A 17593-nucleotide genomic window follows, 5' to 3' on the forward strand; every position below is an offset into this window, starting at 1 on the left:
CTGGCGCAGGGTCATGGCCAGCACCATGCCGGGGGGCGAAAGCGTATAGGCGGCAACCCAGTTTACGAAACGGCGCAACTCGGCATTGAGGGGGGGCAGGTCAAGCCGTGCGGAAACCGGGCGCAGGCGGCTGGCGGGAACAGGTTTTGTGTCGGTGGCATAGGCGAGGTCGGGTGGAAGGTCCGGGGTTGCATCCCAGACCACGCCGGTTTCAAACCTTCGGCCCAGCGGCACCGTGACAATATCCCCCGGTTGCAACGCCATGGGGGCAGGGGCCACATAATCAAAAGCCCCCGCGAACGGCATGGGCAGCAGCACGGACACACGGGCAACGCTGGCCGGGGCATCCATTTCGTGGGAAGAAGGGGGCTGAGCCATGGTTCAGTATTTAAGCCCGTGGCGGCGCAAAGAACAGGGCCAAAAAGCCGGAGCAGGCCTGCTGTGTATGTTGGAACGGCAGGCCGTATACTGGACAGGTGGTTTGACAGGGAGCGCATATGACAGCGGAAGAAGCGGTTCAGCGGTTTATGGAATGGATGGCGGTTGAAAAACGCGCCTCTCCGCGCACGCTTGAAGCTTACAGGGCCGATCTGTCGCGTTTTTTGATTTTTCTGGCCGGGCATATGAATGGCCTGCCCGATATGGCCGGGCTGGGGCAGCTGACCTTGCGTGACTTCAGGGCATGGCTGGCGCAGGAACAGGCCCGCGCTCTGGCGCGTAGCGATAGGCCCGCAGTACGGCCTTCCACGCCTGATCAGGCCGCCCGCACGCGCGCGCGCAGGGTTTCGGCCCTGCGGTCATTTTTCCGCTATCTTGCCCGGCGCGAAGGGGTTGAAAATACGGCCATTCAGCTTCTGGGCGGCCCGCGTGTTAAAAAAACACTGCCCCGCCCGTTGTCTCGCCCCGATGCGCTGGCGGCCCCTGAGGATATAGCGGAACTGGCCCGCACCCCCTTTGAGCGCGGGCGGGACAAGGCGCTGTTTCTGCTGCTCTATGGTTGCGGATTACGTATTTCCGAAGCGCTGTCGCTGGATGTGGCGGATATGCGTACCCTTGCCGCTACGGGTGGGCTGCGGATTCAGGGCAAGGGGGGCAAGGAACGGCTGGTGCCCGTGCTGCCACAGGTGCAGCAGGCGCTGGAGGCATGGTTGGCCCTGCATCCATGCCCTACGGCAGAAGCCCCTCTGTTTGTTGGCGTGCGCGGAGGGCGGTTGCAACCGACCATAGCGCAAAAGGCCATGCGCACATGGCGCACGCTCTCCGGCCTGTCCGAGCATGCAACCCCGCATGCGCTGCGACATTCCTTTGCTACGCATCTGATGGAAGGGGGGGCGGATTTGCGGGTTATTCAGGAATTGCTGGGCCATGCCAGCCTGTCCACCACCCAGCGCTATACCCTGACAGACGAAGCCCGCCTGCTGGATGTCTGGACGCGCGCGCACCCACGTGCGCAAATGGAACGCAACAGGAAATAACACAGAAAAGTCCAAAGGACGAAAACTGGCATGATGGAAGCATACCGCGCCCCCTGGCCCGAGATCGAACCCTACGCCCACGGTTATCTCGATACGGGTGAAGGGCACGAAATCTACTGGGAGGAATGCGGCAACCCCGATGGCATTCCGGTGGTGTTTTTACATGGCGGGCCGGGGGGCGGCTGTTCTCCAGCCCAGCGTCGGCTGTTTGACCCTACCCGGTATCGTATTGTGCTGTTTGACCAGCGCGGCTGCGGACGCTCACGCCCCCATGCCAGCCTTGAAGCCAATACGACATGGCATCTGGTAGCCGATATCGAACGCCTGCGCGAACAGTGCGGTGTGGCGCAATGGGCGGTGTTTGGCGGCTCGTGGGGTTCAACGCTCGCGCTGGCTTATGCTCAGACCCACCCGGACAGGGTTCTGGCCCTGATGCTGCGCGGCATCTTTACACTGCGAAAGGCCGAACTGCTCTGGTATTATCAGGAGGGTGCCTCATGGCTGTTTCCTGATAAGTGGGAGGACTTTCTGGCCCCTATTCCCCAAGCGGAGCGGCACGACATGATGGCCGCCTATCGCCGCCGCCTGACGGACGAGGACAGGGCAACGCGCGTGCAGGCCGCCAAAGCCTGGAGCCTGTGGGAAGGCCGAACCCTGACCCTGCTGCCCTCTCCCGAACTGGAAGAGCAGCATGACGAGGCCGAATACGCTCTGGCCTTCTCGCGTATCGAAAACCATTATTTCGTTCATGACGGCTGGCTGGAGGAGGGGCAGCTTATCCGTGATGTGGAGCGCATCCGGCATATTCCCACCGTGATCGTGCAGGGGCGCTATGACATGGCCACCCCGGTGCGCACGGCATGGGACCTGCACAGGGCGTGGCCGGAGGCAGAGTTTCATCTGATTGACGCGGCCGGGCATGCCTTGTTCGAGCCGGGTATCCTGACAGCCCTGCTGAATGCGGCAGACCGTTTTGCCAGAGAACTGGGCTGATGGTCTCCGGGCAGGAAAACAGGCGTGCCGGGTGGGGCAGGCGGGTTTTGCCGTCTCTGCCACGCTACGGCGCGCCTGTGGCCATGGCGCTTCTGGCCATGGCTTTTTTCTGCTCGGAAGCGAATGCCGAGCCTGCCGCGTGCCAGCATCTAGTGGCGCGGGTATCCCTGCGTAATGATGCCGGGTTTATCAACGTGCCCGCCAGCCTGAACGGTCATGCCGCGCGGATGATTGTCGATACCGGCTCCGAGGGCAGTCTTGTCTCCCCCGAGGCCATGGCCCTGTTTGATATGCAGCCCGACCGGGAACGGCGGACTGTGGTGCAGGGCACCGGGGGCGAGGGGCGGCTTGTGCCCAATGCCATTATCCATTCCCTGCGGATTGGTACGGTAGAATTTGGCCCGGTTTCCGTGCCGGTAGAGGCCTTGCCCGCCATCCCCGCATTGGTGCCCGCTATTGAAGGCTGGTGGGGGCTGACCTGCTCTCGCGTTACGATATCGAATTCAGCGTGGCGGAAGGTTGGATGGCGTTCTGGTCGCCCGCAACCGCAACGTGTTCAGGCCCTGTTGGCTGGCGGTATCTGTATCGGGCGGTGCCGCTCGATATTACCCCGCGCAAACGCCTGATGGCGGCGGTGGAACTTGATGGCCACACCCTGCATGCCCTTATCGATAGTGGCGCACGCTCCACCATTGTATCTACTGACGCGGCGCACAGGGCTGGCGTTTCGGCAGCGACACTGGCAGGCGATCCGGGCGGGGTTGCCGCCGGACTAGATGGGCACGGGCAAGTTTATCACTGGCACCGTTTTCAGAGCCTGCGAGTCGGTCAGGAGGAGGAAAAGGCACCGGTTTTAACTGTCTCGCCCGTGCATGATACGGCGGACATGCTGCTGGGGGCAGACTGGTTCATGACCCACAGGGTGTGGATTTCTTACGCAACGCGCTCGCTCTACCTCATGCCTGCGCGGAAACGCGTTGAGCCGTAAGAACTCTGGAGCGCACCACCCGGCAGCAGAGTGGTGCGCGTTTTAGAGCCTGAGCGTATCAGCCCTTCAGGCGTGTGTTGCACACGCTGTAATAGCCGCCGCCTTTCTGAATCCATTTCAGGCCACCATTGGCGTTGTTGGCCTTGTTGGCGTTGTACTGGTCAAGGCAGGTTTTCTGACGGGCTTTTCCTGCGCTGAGCTTTGAATACTGGGCGCTGACAGCACTCGGGAAAACTGCACCTTCAGCACTGGCGGGCAGGGGCTTGGCCGTGCTGGCGGTTTCGGCTGCCTTGGTTTCAGCGGGTTTTGCCTCCGGCGCTTTGGCTTCTGCGGCTTTGGTTTCCGTAGCCTTGGTCGCTTCCGGCTGTGCCGCATCGCACGTAGCGGTCTTGAACGCCTTGTAGGTCTGATCCTTCAGCGAGCCATCGGCTTTCGCTTCCTTGAACTTTTCGTGGCATTCCTTGGCCGTCAGCGCATGGGCGCTGGGAGCGGCCATAACAGTGGTGCAGGCGAGGAGCGTCGCCGCCAGACCAATACGCGCGAATACTTTCATGGTGATTACCTTACAAGGAAGATAGGCAGGAAGATGCACGCTCATAGCCTCTGACGGGCGCTGTGGCCCATTGCCCTGTCCGTCAGCCAGAAGAGCGATGACCCGTGCACGCTACGGCAAATTCGCACAATGTTAAAGGCCCTTGTATGGGTCTGCTTTTGTGCCGTAAGGGGCGTTTTCCGGCGGTGGGGCGGCCTTGTTGGGGCTATCGGTATCAGGCGGGCGCAGGGGGTATGTAACAGTCTGCGCATGATTGGGGCGGGGTGGATCGGGTGTGGCATCCATGCCGCATTTGGCAGAAAATGCGCGTGAAAGAGCCGCGGCTGTCGTGGCACGTGCAACCTACCGGGAAGTGGCAGAAAAAGAAGGAATTTAAAGGTTTTTAGACCACGCTTCTTTGTCTGGCAGCAGGGTATGAACCGTCACGATTACGCCCGTTCATGTTCAGATTCTGGCCATGATTACGGAATACGCTAACAAAGGGTGCTTTGTTCCGCTTGAGATACAAGTCAAACAATGGCAGTGTCAGCCGGTGAACCATTAAAACCAGTATTGCTGAGAGCCTTGAGTTTAAGGAGAGACCCAATATATGTTCCTGTCATTATCTAGGGCATATTCTGCCGTAAAACGCACGGGGATGACGTCATCCCTGTCACTGCTGGCGGGCGCGGTTGCGGTTTCGCTGCTGGGTGGCGGTTCCGCCCTGGCGGCCGATGCCGCTCCGGCCATCGATACCGGTGATACCGCATGGATGCTGACCAGCACGGCGCTGGTTCTCATGATGACCATTCCCGGTCTGGGCCTCTTCTACGCCGGTATGGTGCGCAAGAAGAACGTTCTGGCCACCATGATGCAGGCTTTCGCCCTGTGCTGTCTCATGTCCATCGTGTGGATGGTAGCTGGCTACTCTCTGGCGTTCAGCAATGGCACGCCTTGGATCGGTGGTTTTTCGCGTCTTTTCCTTAACGGCCTTGGCGAACACATCCATAATGGTGCGGATATTCCCTTCACCATTGGTGAAGGCACGCCCAACGCCTCGACGATGACCATCCCCGAAAGCGTCTTCATGGTCTTCCAGATGACGTTTGCCATCATCACCCCGGCACTGATCGCCGGTGCCTATGCAGAGCGGATGAAGTTCAGCGCCATGTGCGTGTTCTCTGTTCTGTGGTCGCTGCTGGTTTACGCGCCGATCGCTCACTGGGTCTGGAGCCCGATGGGCTGGCTGGCCGCTCTCGGCACTGCTGACTTCGCTGGTGGTACGGTCGTGCATATCAATGCCGGTGTGGCTGGTCTTGTCTGCGCGCTGGTTCTGGGCCGCCGTAAGGGTTACGGGCAGGATGACCTTGCTCCCTTCAACCTGACCTATGCCGTTATCGGCGCTTCCCTGCTGTGGGTTGGCTGGTTCGGCTTCAACGCAGGTTCTGCTCTGGGTGCGGCTGGCCGTGCGGGCATGGCCATGGTGACGACGCAGATCGCCGCCGCCGCCGCAGGCCTGTCCTGGATGGTGATGGAATGGCTGCGTGCAGGCAAGCCGACCGTTCTGGGTATCATTTCCGGTGCAGTGGGTGGCCTTGTGGCCATTACCCCGGCGGCTGGTTTCGTGCTGCCCGGCGGTGCGCTGATCATTGGCCTGATCACCGGTGTGGTCTGCTACTGGAGCGCTACCAGCCTCAAGCACATGCTGGGTTATGACGACAGTCTCGACGCCTTTGGCGTGCATGGCGTTGGCGGTATTGTTGGTGCGCTGCTGACCGGTCTGCTGGCTTATGGTCCGCTGTCCGCCACGGACTCCAGCCCCGAGGGGATTGTCGGCTCCTTCAAGCAGATGATGATTCAGGCTGAGGCCGTTATGGTTACCATCGTGTGGTGTGCTCTGGTCAGCTTCATCATCCTCAAGGTTGTGGATGTTGTGATCGGCCTGCGCGTTACCCCCGATCAGGAACAGGAAGGTCTGGATACGTCCCTGCATGGGGAACAGATCAACCTCTGAGTTTGCAAGTGCCCTTCCTATCAGGGGAGGGTATTTCTGACAGGGGAAAGCCCCCGCCACCGTGTGTGGCGGGGGCTTTTTTATTGGCGTGTGCAGGTTTCTTATTCTGAGCACGCAATATTCACGTTGGTTCTGATAGTGAGGTCGGGCCGGTTTGAGGGGGGCTGAAATTGTTGTCGGTATGAGAGAAAGTAAAACGACACTATTCAGGGTGATCACAAGGCAGCGATAAAGGAGCCGGGGAGATGCACAGCCATGCGGGTTATTGAACGCATAAAAGCGCGCAGGCCCCATGTTGCGGGCTTGCGCGCCTTGCCCGGCCGGTTAAGGCCAAGTTTGAAGACAGAAAGAAACGGGTGGGAGATATGTCAGGGGCAGGGCAGACCATAAAATGGTCTGTCGGTTTTTTGAAAATCTGCCCAAAGAGCGCGCTTGTGTAAGGCGCCCGGCCTTTCCATGCTGTTACCCAATAGGGAAAGCAGGCATGGAAAGGCGGAAAATCCGTTAATTACAGGGCGGAATCGCCTGTTTCGCGGGTGCGGATACGGATAACGCGGTCGAGATCGCTAACAAAAATTTTGCCGTCGCCGATCTTGCCTGTGTGAGCGGAATCAAGGATGGCTTCAATAACCTGATCAACCAGATCGTCTGTCGTGGCGATTTCCACCTTGATCTTGGGAAGGAAGCTGATCCGGTATTCGGCGCCACGGTAGATTTCGTTCTGGCCTTTCTGGCGGCCAAAGCCCTTGACTTCAGAAACGGTCAGACCCTGCACCCCAAGCGGGGCGAGCGCTTCGCGCACATCGCCGAGTTTGAAGGGCTTTATAATGGCTGTAATCAGTTTCATTTAACTTTTACTCCCTCCCGATAATCATTTCTTTCCTGTTCCGAGACTGACACATTTGGTCATGCCGCGCTAGGCTTTTATGTGGGATGTTCCAAGCGCATGTCTGGTTTTTCCGGGCGGTCAGGCGCATATATGATCCGCCGCCCGCCCGGTGCGTGGCGGGTCTGCTCTCATGCAGGGCAGGGACTTGGGTATTGAAGGAAACCGAGCATATGCACCAGAAGGCCGCAGCCAGCATGGCGGAAGGCGTTTTTCCCGCGGATGATCTGCCCGATGTGGATGTCTGTATTGTGGGGGCGGGGCCGGTTGGCGCGTCACTGGCCTGCCGTCTGGGCCGCGCGGGCTTGAGTGTTGCCGTGCTGGACCGGGCTGAACTGGCGGGCATGGAACATCCTGATCTGGATGGCAGGGCCTATGCTATTGCGGCTGGCCCCAAGCTGTTTCTGGAAGAGGCCGGGGTGTGGGATGCACTGCCCCGTCCCTCTTGCCCGATCGAGGATATTCTGGTGACAGATGGCCGCCCCGGCGAGCCTGCGTCATCCCTGTTTTTGGAATTCAAGCGTGAGGATGCGGGCCAGCCTTTTGGCTGGATGATCGAGGCCCGTGCCCTGCGTGTGGCGCTTAATACCTGTCTGGCGGCAACACCGGGCATTACGGTTCTGGCCCCGGTGGAGGCCAGCATTACCCGCCGGGCGGATGGGGCGCGTGTCAGCCTGTCGGATGGTCGCTCATTTGGAGCGAAGCTGATTGTGGCGGCCGATGGCCGGCGCTCGCGCCTGCGGGAGGAAGCGGGTATCGGGCTTACACGCCTGCCATACGGGCAGACGGCCATTGTCTGCGCGATTGCTCATGAATTTCCGCATGATAACAGCGCGCTTGAGCATTTTCTGCCCGCCGGGCCGTTCGCGCAACTGCCAATGTGCGGCACGGATGAACATCCCCACATGTCCGCCATCGTCTGGAGCGACAAGGATGGTACGGCCGAACGCTTTGCGGCCCTGCCGGATGAGGTCTTTGCCCGGCAGGTGGAAAGCCGCATGGGCACGGAACGGCTGGGCCGGGTCACGCCGGTCGGGCGGCGCTGGACATATCCGCTTTCCGCCCAGTATGCGCAGCGTTATACTGATACACGGCTGCTGCTCGTGGGGGATGCCGCCCATGGTATTCACCCTATAGCCGGGCAGGGGCTGAATCTGGGGTATCGGGATATCATCCAGCTTGTGCCCCTGCTGGTTGAGGCGCATGCAAAAGGGCAGGATGTGGGCAGCACGGAACTGCTGGCCAGCTATCAGGTCCGCTGCCGCCCCGCCAATATGCTGATGCTGGCGGCAACCGATGCGCTGGACAGGCTGTTCAGTAATAATAATCCTGTCCTGCGTCTGGCGCGTGACCTCGGTATTGCGAGTGTCCACCGGATTCCAGCACTACGCAGGGCCTTTGTCCGACATGCCATGGGGCTGTAGGAGCAGGAAACGATCATGGATGATGCAGTCATGACAGGAAGTCGGGAGCAGAGCGTTCTCGCATCCAGCCAGTTTGATAAAAGCAGCAGCCTGTGTGCGCCGCAGCTTGGCATGTTATGGCAGCAGATGCTTCACGATGCCTGTGGTTGCAACGATCCGCTGGTGCGTGGGCTGCTGGCAACAGGCGTGCGCAGCCATGCCGATTTTGCCTCGGCGCTGGCTGCCCTTCTGGGCCGCAAGCTGGGAGACCGCTCTGTGGCGGCGGATGCGCTGAGCGAACTGGTGCAGGAAGGCTTTGAGGCTGACCCTGACATTGTGTGCGCGGCGGCGGCCGATCTGCTGGCTATCCGTGAGCGTGACCCGGCCTGCCCGGATTTTGTCACCCCGTTCCTGTTCTTCAAGGGCTATCATGCAGTGCAGACCTACCGGGTCGCGCACTGGCTGTGGCGGACGGGGCGCGGCCATCTGGCGCTGCATCTGCAAAGCCGCGCGTCAGAACTGTTCAGTGTAGATATTCACCCGGCAGCCCGTCTGGGGCGGCGCATCCTGTTCGATCATGGCACGGGTATTGTCGTGGGCGAGACCTGCGTGATCGAAAACGATGTGTCCATCCTGCAGAATGTAACCCTTGGTGGCACCGGCAAGCATAGTGGCGACCGCCACCCAAGGTGCGCCGTGGTGTGCTGATTGGCGCGGGTGCCAAGGTGCTGGGTAATATTGAACTGGGCGAAGGGGCTAAAATCGGTGCGGGCTCCATTGTTCTGGAACCGGTGCCGCCCTTTACAACAGTTGTCGGGAATCCGGCCCGTAAGGTGGGGACACGCCATGTCGGCAGCATGCCTGCGCTGAACATGGACCAGACGCTCCCCCCCATTGATTATATTATCTGAACCCGTCACTCCCTGAGGCCGCGTGCCTCAGGTGGCTGGGGTCTGCGGTGATACGATAACGCTGCTGACCTCGCACGTGCGGTTACGGCCCGCTTTCTTGGCCTCGTACAATGCGCTGTCCGCCTGCCGTAAAAGGGATTCGACCGAGACGCCCACGCTATAGGGGGCAACACCGCAACTGATTGAAATCTGGACAGTTTCACCCGTATCAAGAGCAATAGGCTCGTCGTGAATGGCGTGCACGATCCGGTCCAGCGTTGCAGCGGCATCCTTCTGGTTTTTTGTAATAGCCAGCACGAATTCATCTCCCCCGAAACGTGAGACGATATCGCTTGCGCGCGTCTGGTGGCTGATTCGTGCCGCTATGGTCTTGAGCACTGTATCGCCTGCTTCATGACCATAATGGTCGTTGATATCCTTGAAATGGTCGGCATCAATATAGGCGAGAGAGAAATCCGCATGCTCGGCGTTGATAAGCGCGTTGATCCGTCTCTGAAACCCGGCCCGGTTCAGAAGGCCCGTCATGGGGTCGCTTTCAGACTGGCGGGCAATGTCGTCTTCCTTGAGCTTGCGCTGGGTCACGTCATGGATGGTGACAATCGCGCCGGCAACCGTGCCCGCGTCAAAAACCTTGCGGAAGTTGAGTTCAATTGTGGTGTCTTGCGTGTGTGGGGCGGCAATTTCCAGAATGGCGGCATACTGGTCGCCACTGAAAAATGTTTCCATCAGGGTAACAACTTCCCTGTTGTTAGTTTCCAGAATGTTGCACAGCCGTTGCGTTGGTAGGTTTTCGTTGGCAACGCCCAGCAGGGAGAGCGATGCCCCGCCCGCCCAGCGGCAGATCCAGTCTCGGTCAAAGCTGAGGATACTGTCTGTCGCGTTGATCATGGCCAGTGCCAGCATCTGTTCGCGTGCGGTCAGGCGTTTGATGAGCGCACGCTTGCTCATCAGTATGGAAGAAACAGGCCGCTCGGTTAGCAGCAGGATGAAAAGATAGACCTGCAGCAGCACTTCGCGTTTGAAATGATCAGTGTGGATGAGGCTGGTTGGCCCTTTGCCATCAATTGTAAAGGCAAGCCCCGTAATCGTAATGATCATGAAGGACAGTGTCGTCCCGGCCTCTCCGATCAGCATAGGGGAAATAATCAGGGCTTCAGCGGGAATGAAAAGCAGCGGATAGGCGCTCTGGCTGAAAACCAAAACGGCCAGAATGGCCTGACAGAGCAGAACAATACCGATTTTCCATAGCGGATAGCTGCCATTTTCCGTCAGGTCATGCATGAATTGCCCGCCGAACAGCGAGGTAAACATGGGGGTAAAGATCAGCAGCCCGAAGGACGTGCTGAACAGCCATTCCCAGAAAGACAGAGAGAAGCTGGTATGGTGTGCAATGCTGGTGACAAACGCACCGGGTATGGAAATGACGAACGGTACGGCAAGCCCCGCGATCAATGCAAAATTTAGAACCGTGCGGGCTGTGGAAAATGGTTTGCCATGACTCGTATAAAACCGTGCAAAAGCCGCGACCAACGCGATTTCAGCAACATTGAGAAAAGCCGTGGCACAAAACCATGGGGTCCATTGCCAGACAACGCTCTTGGCCAGAATGTCCGTCAGAAAGGTCAGGCACAGAACACGCTTGCGAAGGGTTAAGCCCCTATTGAGCAGGAGTGCCAGAATAATGCCGTTACCCGGCAGATAGAGGCATGGCTGCGTCCATCGGTTGTAAAGCGAATAACCAGCGCCGAGGTAATGAAATACAGCAAAAGCCCCAAGACAACCTTGAAAATAACAGTGCTTTTGTCCGGTCGGGCAGCCTGCATGAGAGGTTCCAGCAAGGGCGGGGGATGAATTGGATAGCCCGGTTTCTCAGAGGGGCTAAGTCATTGCGGTAAAAAAGCGTTTTCTGCCCGGAATTGTCCAGAGAAAATTTCAATGTCCAGTATCAGGCAACGCAATGCGGGTGGCGGCTAAGCCTGCGGGCATAAAAAAACGGCCGTGACATTAAGCCACGGCCGTTTCCACAGTAGGTGTGGAGAGGGGTATTAGAAGTCCATACCGCCCATGCCACCCATACCGCCCATGTCAGGGGCCGGAGCCGCCTTCTTTTCAGGACGTTCAGCCACCATGCTTCGGTGGTGATCAGCAGGCCGGCAACGGAAGCTGCATCCTGCAGAGCCGTGCGCACAACCTTGGCCGGGTCGATAATACCGGCTTCAACCAGGTTCTTGTATTCGCCAGCCTGAGCGTCGAACCCAAAGTTGTAGTCGGGGTTTTCCAGAACCTTGCTGGCGACAACCGCACCGTCTTCACCCGCGTTCAGGGCGATCTGGCGCAGCGGAGCCTGCAGGGCGCGGCGGATGATGTCGCCACCAACGCGCTGGTCGTCGTTGTGGTAGTGCAGGTGGGCAAGAGCCGTCGTAGCGCGGGCCAGAGCCGTGCCACCGCCGGGGATAATGCCTTCTTCAACAGCCGCACGGGTTGCGTGCAGGGCATCGTCCACGCGGTCCTTGCGTTCCTTGACTTCGATTTCCGTGGAGCCGCCAACGCGGATCACGGCAACGCCGCCAGCCAGTTTGGCCAGACGTTCCTGCAGCTTTTCGCGGTCGTAGTCGGAGGAGGTTTCCTCGATCTGCGCACGGATCTGCTTCACGCGGCCCTTGATGTCGTCCGAGCTGCCAGAGCCATCGACAACGGTGGTGTTTTCCTTGTCGATATGCACTTTCTTGGCGGTGCCAAGCATGTTCAGCGTCACGGTTTCGAGCTTGATGCCGAGGTCTTCGCTGATAACCTGACCACCGGTCAGGATCGCGATGTCTTCCAGCATGGCCTTGCGACGGTCACCAAAGCCCGGAGCCTTCACAGCAGCGATCTTCAGGCCGCCACGCAGCTTGTTGACAACCAGAGTGGCCAGCGCTTCGCCATCGACATCTTCAGCGATGATCAGCAGCGGGCGGCCGGACTGCACAACGGCTTCAAGCAGCGGCAGCATGGGCTGGAGAGAAGAGAGCTTCTTCTCGTGGATCAGGATGTACGGATTTTCGAGGTCCGCAGTCATCTTTTCCGGGTTGGTGACGAAGTAGGGGGACAGGTAGCCGCGGTCGAACTGCATGCCCTCGACAACGTCGAGTTCGGTCTGGAAGTGCTTGGCTTCCTCAACCGTGATGACGCCTTCGGAGCCAACTTTCTGCATGGCTTCGGAGATCATCTGGCCGATTTCGTGTTCGCCGTTGGCGGAAATCGTGCCGACCTGAGCGGTTTCCGCCGGGGTCGTGACCTTCTTGGCGTTCTTCTTCAGCTCTTCCGTAACCACGGTCACGGCCTTGTCGATACCGCGCTTGAGGTCCATCGGGTTCATGCCAGCGGCAACGGCCTTCATGCCTTCGCGCACGATAGCCTGAGCCAGCACGGTAGCGGTGGTGGTGCCGTCGCCCGCGATGTCGTTGGTCTTGGAGGCAACTTCACGCAGCATCTGCGCGCCCATGTTCTCGAACTTGTCAGCCAGTTCGATTTCCTTGGCGACGGAAACGCCGTCCTTGGTGATGCGCGGTGCGCCGAAGCTCTTGTCCAGAACAACGTTACGGCCTTTGGGGCCCAGCGTTACTTTGACCGCATCGGCCAGAATGTCCACGCCGCGCAGCATACGCTGGCGGGCATCAGCACCAAACTTTACGTCTTTGGCAGCCATTGAATGTCTCCTGTGAAGATCGTTCTTGAATTGCGATAAGGGTTAGCGGCTCAGGCGGAAATCACGCCCAGAATGTCGCTTTCCTTCATGATCAGCAGCTCTTCGCCGTCGATCTTCACTTCCGTGCCGGACCATTTGCCAAACAGGATGCGGTCGCCAGCCTTGACGTCCAGAGCCACGATCTGGCCCTGTTCGTTGCGCGCACCGGGGCCGGCGGCGACAACTTCGCCTTCCATCGGCTTTTCCTTGGCGGTGTCGGGGATGATGATTCCGCCAGCCGTCTTCAGCTCGCCTTCAAGGCGGCGGACAACTACACGGTCGTGTAAGGGACGAAACTTCGTCATTATGGATCGCTCCACATTCTTGCTGTGACGGTGCCCTTGTATCAGGAAGCAGCACCATCAGTTTTGCCGCGCGTAACATAACGCCGCGTTACGTTAGCACTCCCACCCCGGGAGTGCCAGAACAGGAGATAGGTGCGCCCCATGGCGGTGTCAAGGAATGGCGCGCAGTTTCTTTTTGACGTCATAATGGCGGGAGCTGGCATCGGTTATGGTGCCGCTACAGGCTTGCAAACCCGGTATAACAAGGGGCGCTCTGATGGGACACTGGATAACACTTGAGGCCGCTGACGGCCATGGTTTTGACGTCTGGGAGGAGGGACAGCCCGGCCTGCGGCCCACGCTTGTGGTCTTGCAGGAAATTTTCGGGGTGAACCACCATATCCGCGCGGTTTGCGAAGATTTTGTGCAGGCGGGCTTTCATGTGCTGGCCCCCGCTCTGTTCGACAGGGCCGAGCGGGGTATCTCGCTGGGGTATACTGCGGCGGATGTGGAACAGGGCAAAGCCCTGCGCGCACGGATTCCCCTTGAGCAGACACTGGCCGACCTGCGCGCCGTGCTGGCCCACCCGCGTTCGGGCAGGGCAGGTATGATCGGGTATTGCTGGGGAGGCACGCTTGCATGGGAAAGTGCCTGCCGTCTTGAAGGGCTGGCCGCCGCCTGCTGCTGGTATGGCGCGGGCATAGCCTCGGCACTGGAGCAGGAACCTGCCTGCCCGGTGCAGATGCATTTTGGCGGGCAGGATGCCAGTATTCCGCCTGCTGACATTGCAGCCATTCGCCAAAGACATTCCGAGTTGGAGATGTTTGTTTACGACGAAGCCGGGCATGGTTTCGGCTGTGCCGAGCGGGCGGCCTTCAACGCCCCAGCCTATGCTCTGGCACGCGAACGTAGCCTGTCCTTTCTGGAAAATGCACTGGCTCCCTGAGGGCTGGCTGGATATTCTGATTGACAAGACCGCCCGCACATGACGGGATTAAACCATAAACCCCGGCAGTGCGTGGTGTGTGGCCGGGAGTTGAAGAGAAACAAGGATCGTTCCCGCTCATGCCCACCGGTACCGTCAAGTGGTTCAATACCACCAAAGGCTATGGTTTTATTGCTCCCGATGAAGGCAGCAAGGATGTTTTCGTGCACATTACGGCCGTTCAGGCTGCTGGCCTGCGCGGCCTGAACGACGGGCAGAAAGTGTCCTTCGATCTGGTGGAAGAGCGTGGCAAGCAGGCTGCGACCAACCTTCAGGTTATTTAAGGCCGTTACGGCTCCCTGTCTTGCGGGGGGCCGTTTTCCCATGCATCATCCAGCGTTGCGGCTTGACCGCTTGATGGTGGCGCATCGGGTTTGGCATGCAGGAAGGCCGTAATGGCACGCGCAGTTTGTGCAAGCCCGGCCCTGTGTGTTTCCACCCCGCCGGGAAAGGCGGAGAGCAGGCGCGAGGGTGCGCGCCGGTCCAGCAGGACAAATACCCCACGGTCTGACTGACGGCGGATCAGCCGCCCGAAAGCCTGTCGCAGGCGCAGGCGGGCAATGGCATCATCAAATCCTTTTGGGTCTCCACCCGCCAGATGAATGCGCCGCTCCCGGTGCAGGATATCGGGGCGTGGCCATGGCACCCGCTCGAACACGACCAGCCGGAGCGCATTGCCCGGCACATCCACCCCATCACGCATGGCATCGGTTCCGAGCAGGCAGGCATGTTCCTCGGTGCGGAAAATATCCACCAGCGTATTGTTGTCCATGGCATCGACATGCTGGGCGTAAAGCGGCAGCCCGTTTTCCTCCAATGTGGGGGCAATACGCTCATGCACCCCCCGTAGGCGGGAAATAGCGGTAAACAGCCCCAATGCCCCGCCGCCAGAGGCCATAAACAGCGTGCGGAAGGCGGCTGAAAGGTCCACAATACTGCTGTTGTCTACATCCGTTACGATAAAGACACGAGTCTGTGCCTGATAGTTGAACGGGCTGGCAAGGCTGGCCCGTATGGCGGGTGAGGGAAAATGATTGGCCCCTGTGCGGGCCTCTGCCGCTTCCCATGTGCGTTCGGCATCATCGGCCTCCCGACTGTCATCCGGGCTGTTATCGGACGATATGGTGGTGGGCTGGTGGTCGCGCAGGGTGGCGGAGGTAATCAACATTCCCTGTGCGGGAATAGCCATGGTGGCGGCAAATGGAATGGTCGGGTCTATCCAGTGGCGGTGCAGGCCCACGTCCTGTTCGCCCATGCGCTGGCGCTCGCGCCGTTCCAGTCGGATGAAATGCACATGTGAAGGCACGCGGCCTTCAGTCTGGGGTGAGAGCTCCAGTTCGGACAGCATGGCCAGCCACGCATCCAACCGGGCAATGGCACGGCGGTGCAAGGCGCGTGTCATGGCTTCGATCCGTACGCGGGTGGTGCTGTCCAGACTGTCGGCATCTTCTTCCAGCCGCTCGCGCAGGCGGTCGCAGAGCGTGCGTAGAGGCTCTACAAGGCGGGTCAGCGCACGGGAGAGTAGCTGCCCGGCTTGCGCCAAACCCGGCACAAGAGGGTGCAGGTCGCATTCCAGCGTGCCGCCCTGTAAATGCTGCCGCCCGCCTTCATGCGCACGGGCAAGGCTTTGCTGGCGTAGCAGGCGCAGAAAAGCCTCGGTTGGGTTGTCCATGACAGGCTGTGCGGCTGGGGCGTCTGGCGGCAAGAGGAGTGTTGAGGCGAAGGAGACCTCGGGTTCCTGCGGCGGCGGATCTGGCTCCATGCTTCCTGCGCTGTGTCTTCATCCGCTAGCCGGGTGGACCAGCCGGGAGCGGGGAGTGCATGGGCCGCGGTTAATGCCGCATCCAGCGGTGTTTCCAGTCGTGGGTGGCCGACAACCAGATCATCCAGCCGCCGTTTGAGCCGCGCGCGCGGGAGCGTCGGCCCTCGGCCCCCAGCAGCCAGCGCCTGAGTTCCGCAGCTTCCAGCCCGGAGAGTTCAGCGCAGAAAGCACCATCCGCGGCATCGGCCAGATGATGGCCTTCATCAAAGACATAGCGTGAGGGGGGGGCATTTTCCGGGCTGTTTGCGGCATCATCGCTAATGCCCGCCTGTGCATAGGCTGCCTGCGCCATGACCAGCGCATGGTTGGCGATCACCAGATCCGCATCCTTTGCGCGACGGATGCCGTGTTCGACAAAGCAGCGCTGGTAATGCGGGCAGGCACCATGGATACATTCGCCGCGCCTGTCTGCTACCCCGGCCAGATTGCCCTGCCCGAAAAGATCGCCAAACCAGCCCGGCAGGTCTCCGCCCATCAGGTCACCATCGGCTGTAGCCAGCGCCCAGCGTGCGAGCATGACCAGCGCAATGCTTACGCCTGCAGGGCGGCTGGTTGCTGTGTTGACGGCCTCTTCCATGTTCAGCAGGCACAGATAGTTCTCGCGGCCCTTGCGGAGCACGACCTTCTGCCGATGTGTGGCGCTGTCGGGGTAGAGGCGGCGGGTTTCCTGCTCGATCTGGCGTTGCAGGTGGCGGGTATAGGTGCTGATCCATACCGGCCCGTCATTGCGTTCGGCCCAGATGCTGGCGGGGGCGATGTAGCCAGAGTCTTGCCGGTTCCGGTTCCGGCCTCAGCCAGTAGCACTGTGGGGTCGCCCGGCATGCTGCGTGGTGCGAAAGCGTTGATGCACACATTGGCGAAATCCGCCTGACCGGCGCGGCTTTCAGCGCCGTCACCCAGAATATGGGCCAGTCTGGCGCGAACTTCGAGCGGCGTGATAGCGTGAGAGGCCGGGGGCGGGCGTGGTGCGTTTTCCTCCCATTTGGGGAGGGTGCGCCACACCCTGAGGGCATCGGCGGGTTGCATGGCGTCTTCGGGCAGGGTGCCACGGGGGGTAAGCCTGTTTTGCAGTTCCAGCGTTTCGGCCACGGTGCCTGCCCATGGCCAGCCCGCCTGCGCCATGCGCAGGCAGAACGCGGCAAGCTGTTCCGCCTCATCACCGGTATTGCGTTGGCGCAGGTCGTTCAGCAGGCTGGCCAGTAGGCCGGGCAACAGATCAGCCTCGATTGTTTCCAGTGCTTCTGCGTCCAGCCCCAGAGCCATGGCCAGCCCCCGTGGTGTGGGCACGGCAGGGCGGGCAGGGTGGACGAAAGCAAACAGCTCAAGAAGGTCAAGCCATGGGCCGGGTTGTCCCGGCGCGGGTAGGCCTAGCCTGCGGGCCAGAGCCGGGGCGTGGACAACAAGGAGCGGGGGAAGGGTGCCCAGCCGCTCACGCAAGGCTGAGCAGACAGGGTCAGCAGTTCGCCATCCTCGGTCAGAAGCGAAAAGCCGCCCCGGTAAGGGACAAGGGCCGGTGCATCATGCGCGGAGGGAAAAGAAGACTGCATGCTTTCTAGATGAGCTATTCGCAGGC

Annotated in this window: 15 protein-coding genes and 4 pseudogenes; 9 read left to right on the plus strand and 10 right to left on the minus strand. The window is 60.2% G+C overall.

The annotated features are described in order from the left end of the window. Positions 1–378, minus strand: a 378-nt coding sequence (locus JCM25143_RS17560; RefSeq protein WP_456303594.1) for a primosomal protein N' family DNA-binding protein, incomplete at its 3' end; no start/stop codon positions are given. Positions 379–497: 119 nt separating this feature from the next. Here JCM25143_RS17560 and JCM25143_RS06605 point away from each other — a divergent pair. The 4 genes from JCM25143_RS06605 to JCM25143_RS23700 are packed head-to-tail and all read left to right on the plus strand — an operon-like array spanning position 498 to position 3456. Next, entirely contained in the window at positions 498–1475 is a 978-nt protein-coding gene (locus JCM25143_RS06605; protein ID WP_025860443.1) for a tyrosine recombinase XerC, read from the plus strand. A 30-nt stretch (positions 1476–1505) separates the two neighbouring features. Continuing rightward, on the plus strand, positions 1506–2468 hold the full coding sequence (pip, locus tag JCM25143_RS06610) for a prolyl aminopeptidase (protein WP_148300035.1): 963 nt from the start codon (positions 1506–1508) through the stop codon (positions 2466–2468). Further along, positions 2468–3094, plus strand: coding sequence for a retropepsin-like aspartic protease (locus tag JCM25143_RS23695; RefSeq protein ID WP_234395043.1), 627 nt, complete (start codon positions 2468–2470; stop codon positions 3092–3094). The genes pip and JCM25143_RS23695 overlap by 1 nt, the downstream gene beginning before the upstream one ends. Then, positions 3094–3456, plus strand: a complete 363-nt coding sequence (locus JCM25143_RS23700) for a retropepsin-like aspartic protease (protein ID WP_234395044.1) — start codon at positions 3094–3096, stop codon at positions 3454–3456. Before JCM25143_RS23695 ends, JCM25143_RS23700 begins: the two co-directional genes overlap by 1 nt. 58 nt (positions 3457–3514) lie before the next feature. Here JCM25143_RS23700 and JCM25143_RS06620 read toward each other — a convergent pair whose 3' ends face one another. Both JCM25143_RS06620 and JCM25143_RS22280 read right to left on the minus strand, forming a co-directional pair. Beyond that, positions 3515–4009, minus strand: a complete 495-nt coding sequence (locus tag JCM25143_RS06620; protein ID WP_025860445.1) for a hypothetical protein — start codon at positions 4007–4009, stop codon at positions 3515–3517. A gap of 132 nt (positions 4010–4141) precedes the next feature. Further along, the gene (locus JCM25143_RS22280; RefSeq protein WP_159101599.1) at positions 4142–4294 is read right to left on the minus strand and encodes a hypothetical protein; all 153 of its coding nucleotides are present in this window, start codon (positions 4292–4294) and stop codon (positions 4142–4144) included. A gap of 352 nt (positions 4295–4646) precedes the next feature. Here JCM25143_RS22280 and JCM25143_RS06635 point away from each other — a divergent pair, with 352 nt between their 5' ends. Further along, positions 4647–6002: an ammonium transporter gene (locus JCM25143_RS06635; protein WP_025860446.1), complete on the plus strand. Its 1356-nt coding sequence runs from the start codon at positions 4647–4649 to the stop codon at positions 6000–6002. Positions 6003–6510: 508 nt separating this feature from the next. Here JCM25143_RS06635 and JCM25143_RS06640 read toward each other — a convergent pair. Continuing rightward, positions 6511–6849 (minus strand): P-II family nitrogen regulator, encoded by a 339-nt coding sequence (locus JCM25143_RS06640; protein ID WP_025860447.1) that lies wholly within the window; start codon positions 6847–6849, stop codon positions 6511–6513. A gap of 212 nt (positions 6850–7061) precedes the next feature. Here JCM25143_RS06640 and JCM25143_RS06645 point away from each other — a divergent pair, with 212 nt between their 5' ends. Together JCM25143_RS06645 and cysE are read left to right on the plus strand one after the other, a co-directional pair. Beyond that, a complete protein-coding gene (locus tag JCM25143_RS06645; RefSeq protein WP_025860448.1) occupies positions 7062–8312 on the plus strand; it encodes a UbiH/UbiF/VisC/COQ6 family ubiquinone biosynthesis hydroxylase in 1251 nt (416 codons plus the stop codon). Positions 8313–8423: 111 nt separating this feature from the next. After that, a pseudogene (gene cysE, locus JCM25143_RS17570) lies at positions 8424–9202 on the plus strand (serine O-acetyltransferase). A 27-nt stretch (positions 9203–9229) separates the two neighbouring features. Here cysE and JCM25143_RS23705 read toward each other — a convergent pair. The 5 genes and pseudogenes from JCM25143_RS23705 to JCM25143_RS06670 all read right to left on the minus strand — a co-directional run bounded on the left by JCM25143_RS23705 (position 9230) and on the right by JCM25143_RS06670 (position 13234). Continuing rightward, positions 9230–10150, minus strand: coding sequence for a GGDEF domain-containing protein (locus JCM25143_RS23705; RefSeq protein ID WP_369347362.1), 921 nt, complete (start codon positions 10148–10150; stop codon positions 9230–9232). An 84-nt stretch (positions 10151–10234) separates the two neighbouring features. After that, a pseudogene (locus JCM25143_RS23710) lies at positions 10235–10918 on the minus strand (hypothetical protein); the annotation flags it as partial. Then, positions 10852–11025, minus strand: coding sequence for a hypothetical protein (locus JCM25143_RS22285; RefSeq protein WP_159101600.1), 174 nt, complete (start codon positions 11023–11025; stop codon positions 10852–10854). The pseudogene JCM25143_RS23710 and the gene JCM25143_RS22285, both read right to left, overlap by 67 nt. Before the next feature lie 222 nt (positions 11026–11247). Beyond that, positions 11248–12890 (minus strand): annotated as a pseudogene (gene groL, locus JCM25143_RS17575) (chaperonin GroEL). Positions 12891–12940: 50 nt separating this feature from the next. Further along, positions 12941–13234, minus strand: coding sequence for a co-chaperone GroES (locus tag JCM25143_RS06670; RefSeq protein WP_025860450.1), 294 nt, complete (start codon positions 13232–13234; stop codon positions 12941–12943). A gap of 256 nt (positions 13235–13490) precedes the next feature. Here JCM25143_RS06670 and JCM25143_RS06675 point away from each other — a divergent pair, with 256 nt between their 5' ends. Together JCM25143_RS06675 and JCM25143_RS06680 are read left to right on the plus strand one after the other, a co-directional pair. Further along, a complete protein-coding gene (locus JCM25143_RS06675) occupies positions 13491–14159 on the plus strand; it encodes a dienelactone hydrolase family protein (RefSeq protein WP_025860451.1) in 669 nt (222 codons plus the stop codon). Between the two features lie 119 nt (positions 14160–14278). Beyond that, positions 14279–14482, plus strand: coding sequence for a cold-shock protein (locus JCM25143_RS06680; protein WP_025860452.1), 204 nt, complete (start codon positions 14279–14281; stop codon positions 14480–14482). A gap of 5 nt (positions 14483–14487) precedes the next feature. Here JCM25143_RS06680 and JCM25143_RS17580 read toward each other — a convergent pair. Further along, positions 14488–17567, minus strand: a pseudogene (locus JCM25143_RS17580) (ATP-dependent DNA helicase). Between the last annotated feature and the right edge of the window lie 26 nt (positions 17568–17593).

This window comes from Acetobacter papayae JCM 25143 (assembly GCF_000613285.1).
Classification (GTDB): domain Bacteria; phylum Pseudomonadota; class Alphaproteobacteria; order Acetobacterales; family Acetobacteraceae; genus Acetobacter; species Acetobacter papayae.

Bases quoted from the DNA above. Each gene is read 5' to 3' on its own strand.
- JCM25143_RS06605 (WP_025860443.1), top strand. From the start codon at position 498: ATGACAGCGGAAGAAGCGGTTCAGCGGTTTATGGAATGGATGGCGGTT.
- pip (WP_148300035.1), top strand. From the start codon at position 1,506: ATGATGGAAGCATACCGCGCCCCCTGGCCCGAGATCGAACCCTACGCC.
- JCM25143_RS23695 (WP_234395043.1), top strand. From the start codon at position 2,468: ATGGTCTCCGGGCAGGAAAACAGGCGTGCCGGGTGGGGCAGGCGGGTT.
- JCM25143_RS23700 (WP_234395044.1), top strand. From the start codon at position 3,094: ATGGCGGCGGTGGAACTTGATGGCCACACCCTGCATGCCCTTATCGAT.
- JCM25143_RS06620 (WP_025860445.1), bottom strand. From the start codon at position 4,009: ATGAAAGTATTCGCGCGTATTGGTCTGGCGGCGACGCTCCTCGCCTGC.
- JCM25143_RS22280 (WP_159101599.1), bottom strand. From the start codon at position 4,294: ATGGATGCCACACCCGATCCACCCCGCCCCAATCATGCGCAGACTGTT.
- JCM25143_RS06635 (WP_025860446.1), top strand. From the start codon at position 4,647: ATGACGTCATCCCTGTCACTGCTGGCGGGCGCGGTTGCGGTTTCGCTG.
- JCM25143_RS06640 (WP_025860447.1), bottom strand. From the start codon at position 6,849: ATGAAACTGATTACAGCCATTATAAAGCCCTTCAAACTCGGCGATGTG.
- JCM25143_RS06645 (WP_025860448.1), top strand. From the start codon at position 7,062: ATGCACCAGAAGGCCGCAGCCAGCATGGCGGAAGGCGTTTTTCCCGCG.
- JCM25143_RS23705 (WP_369347362.1), bottom strand. From the start codon at position 10,150: ATGAGCAAGCGTGCGCTCATCAAACGCCTGACCGCACGCGAACAGATG.
- JCM25143_RS22285 (WP_159101600.1), bottom strand. From the start codon at position 11,025: ATGCAGGCTGCCCGACCGGACAAAAGCACTGTTATTTTCAAGGTTGTC.
- JCM25143_RS06670 (WP_025860450.1), bottom strand. From the start codon at position 13,234: ATGACGAAGTTTCGTCCCTTACACGACCGTGTAGTTGTCCGCCGCCTT.
- JCM25143_RS06675 (WP_025860451.1), top strand. From the start codon at position 13,491: ATGGGACACTGGATAACACTTGAGGCCGCTGACGGCCATGGTTTTGAC.
- JCM25143_RS06680 (WP_025860452.1), top strand. From the start codon at position 14,279: ATGCCCACCGGTACCGTCAAGTGGTTCAATACCACCAAAGGCTATGGT.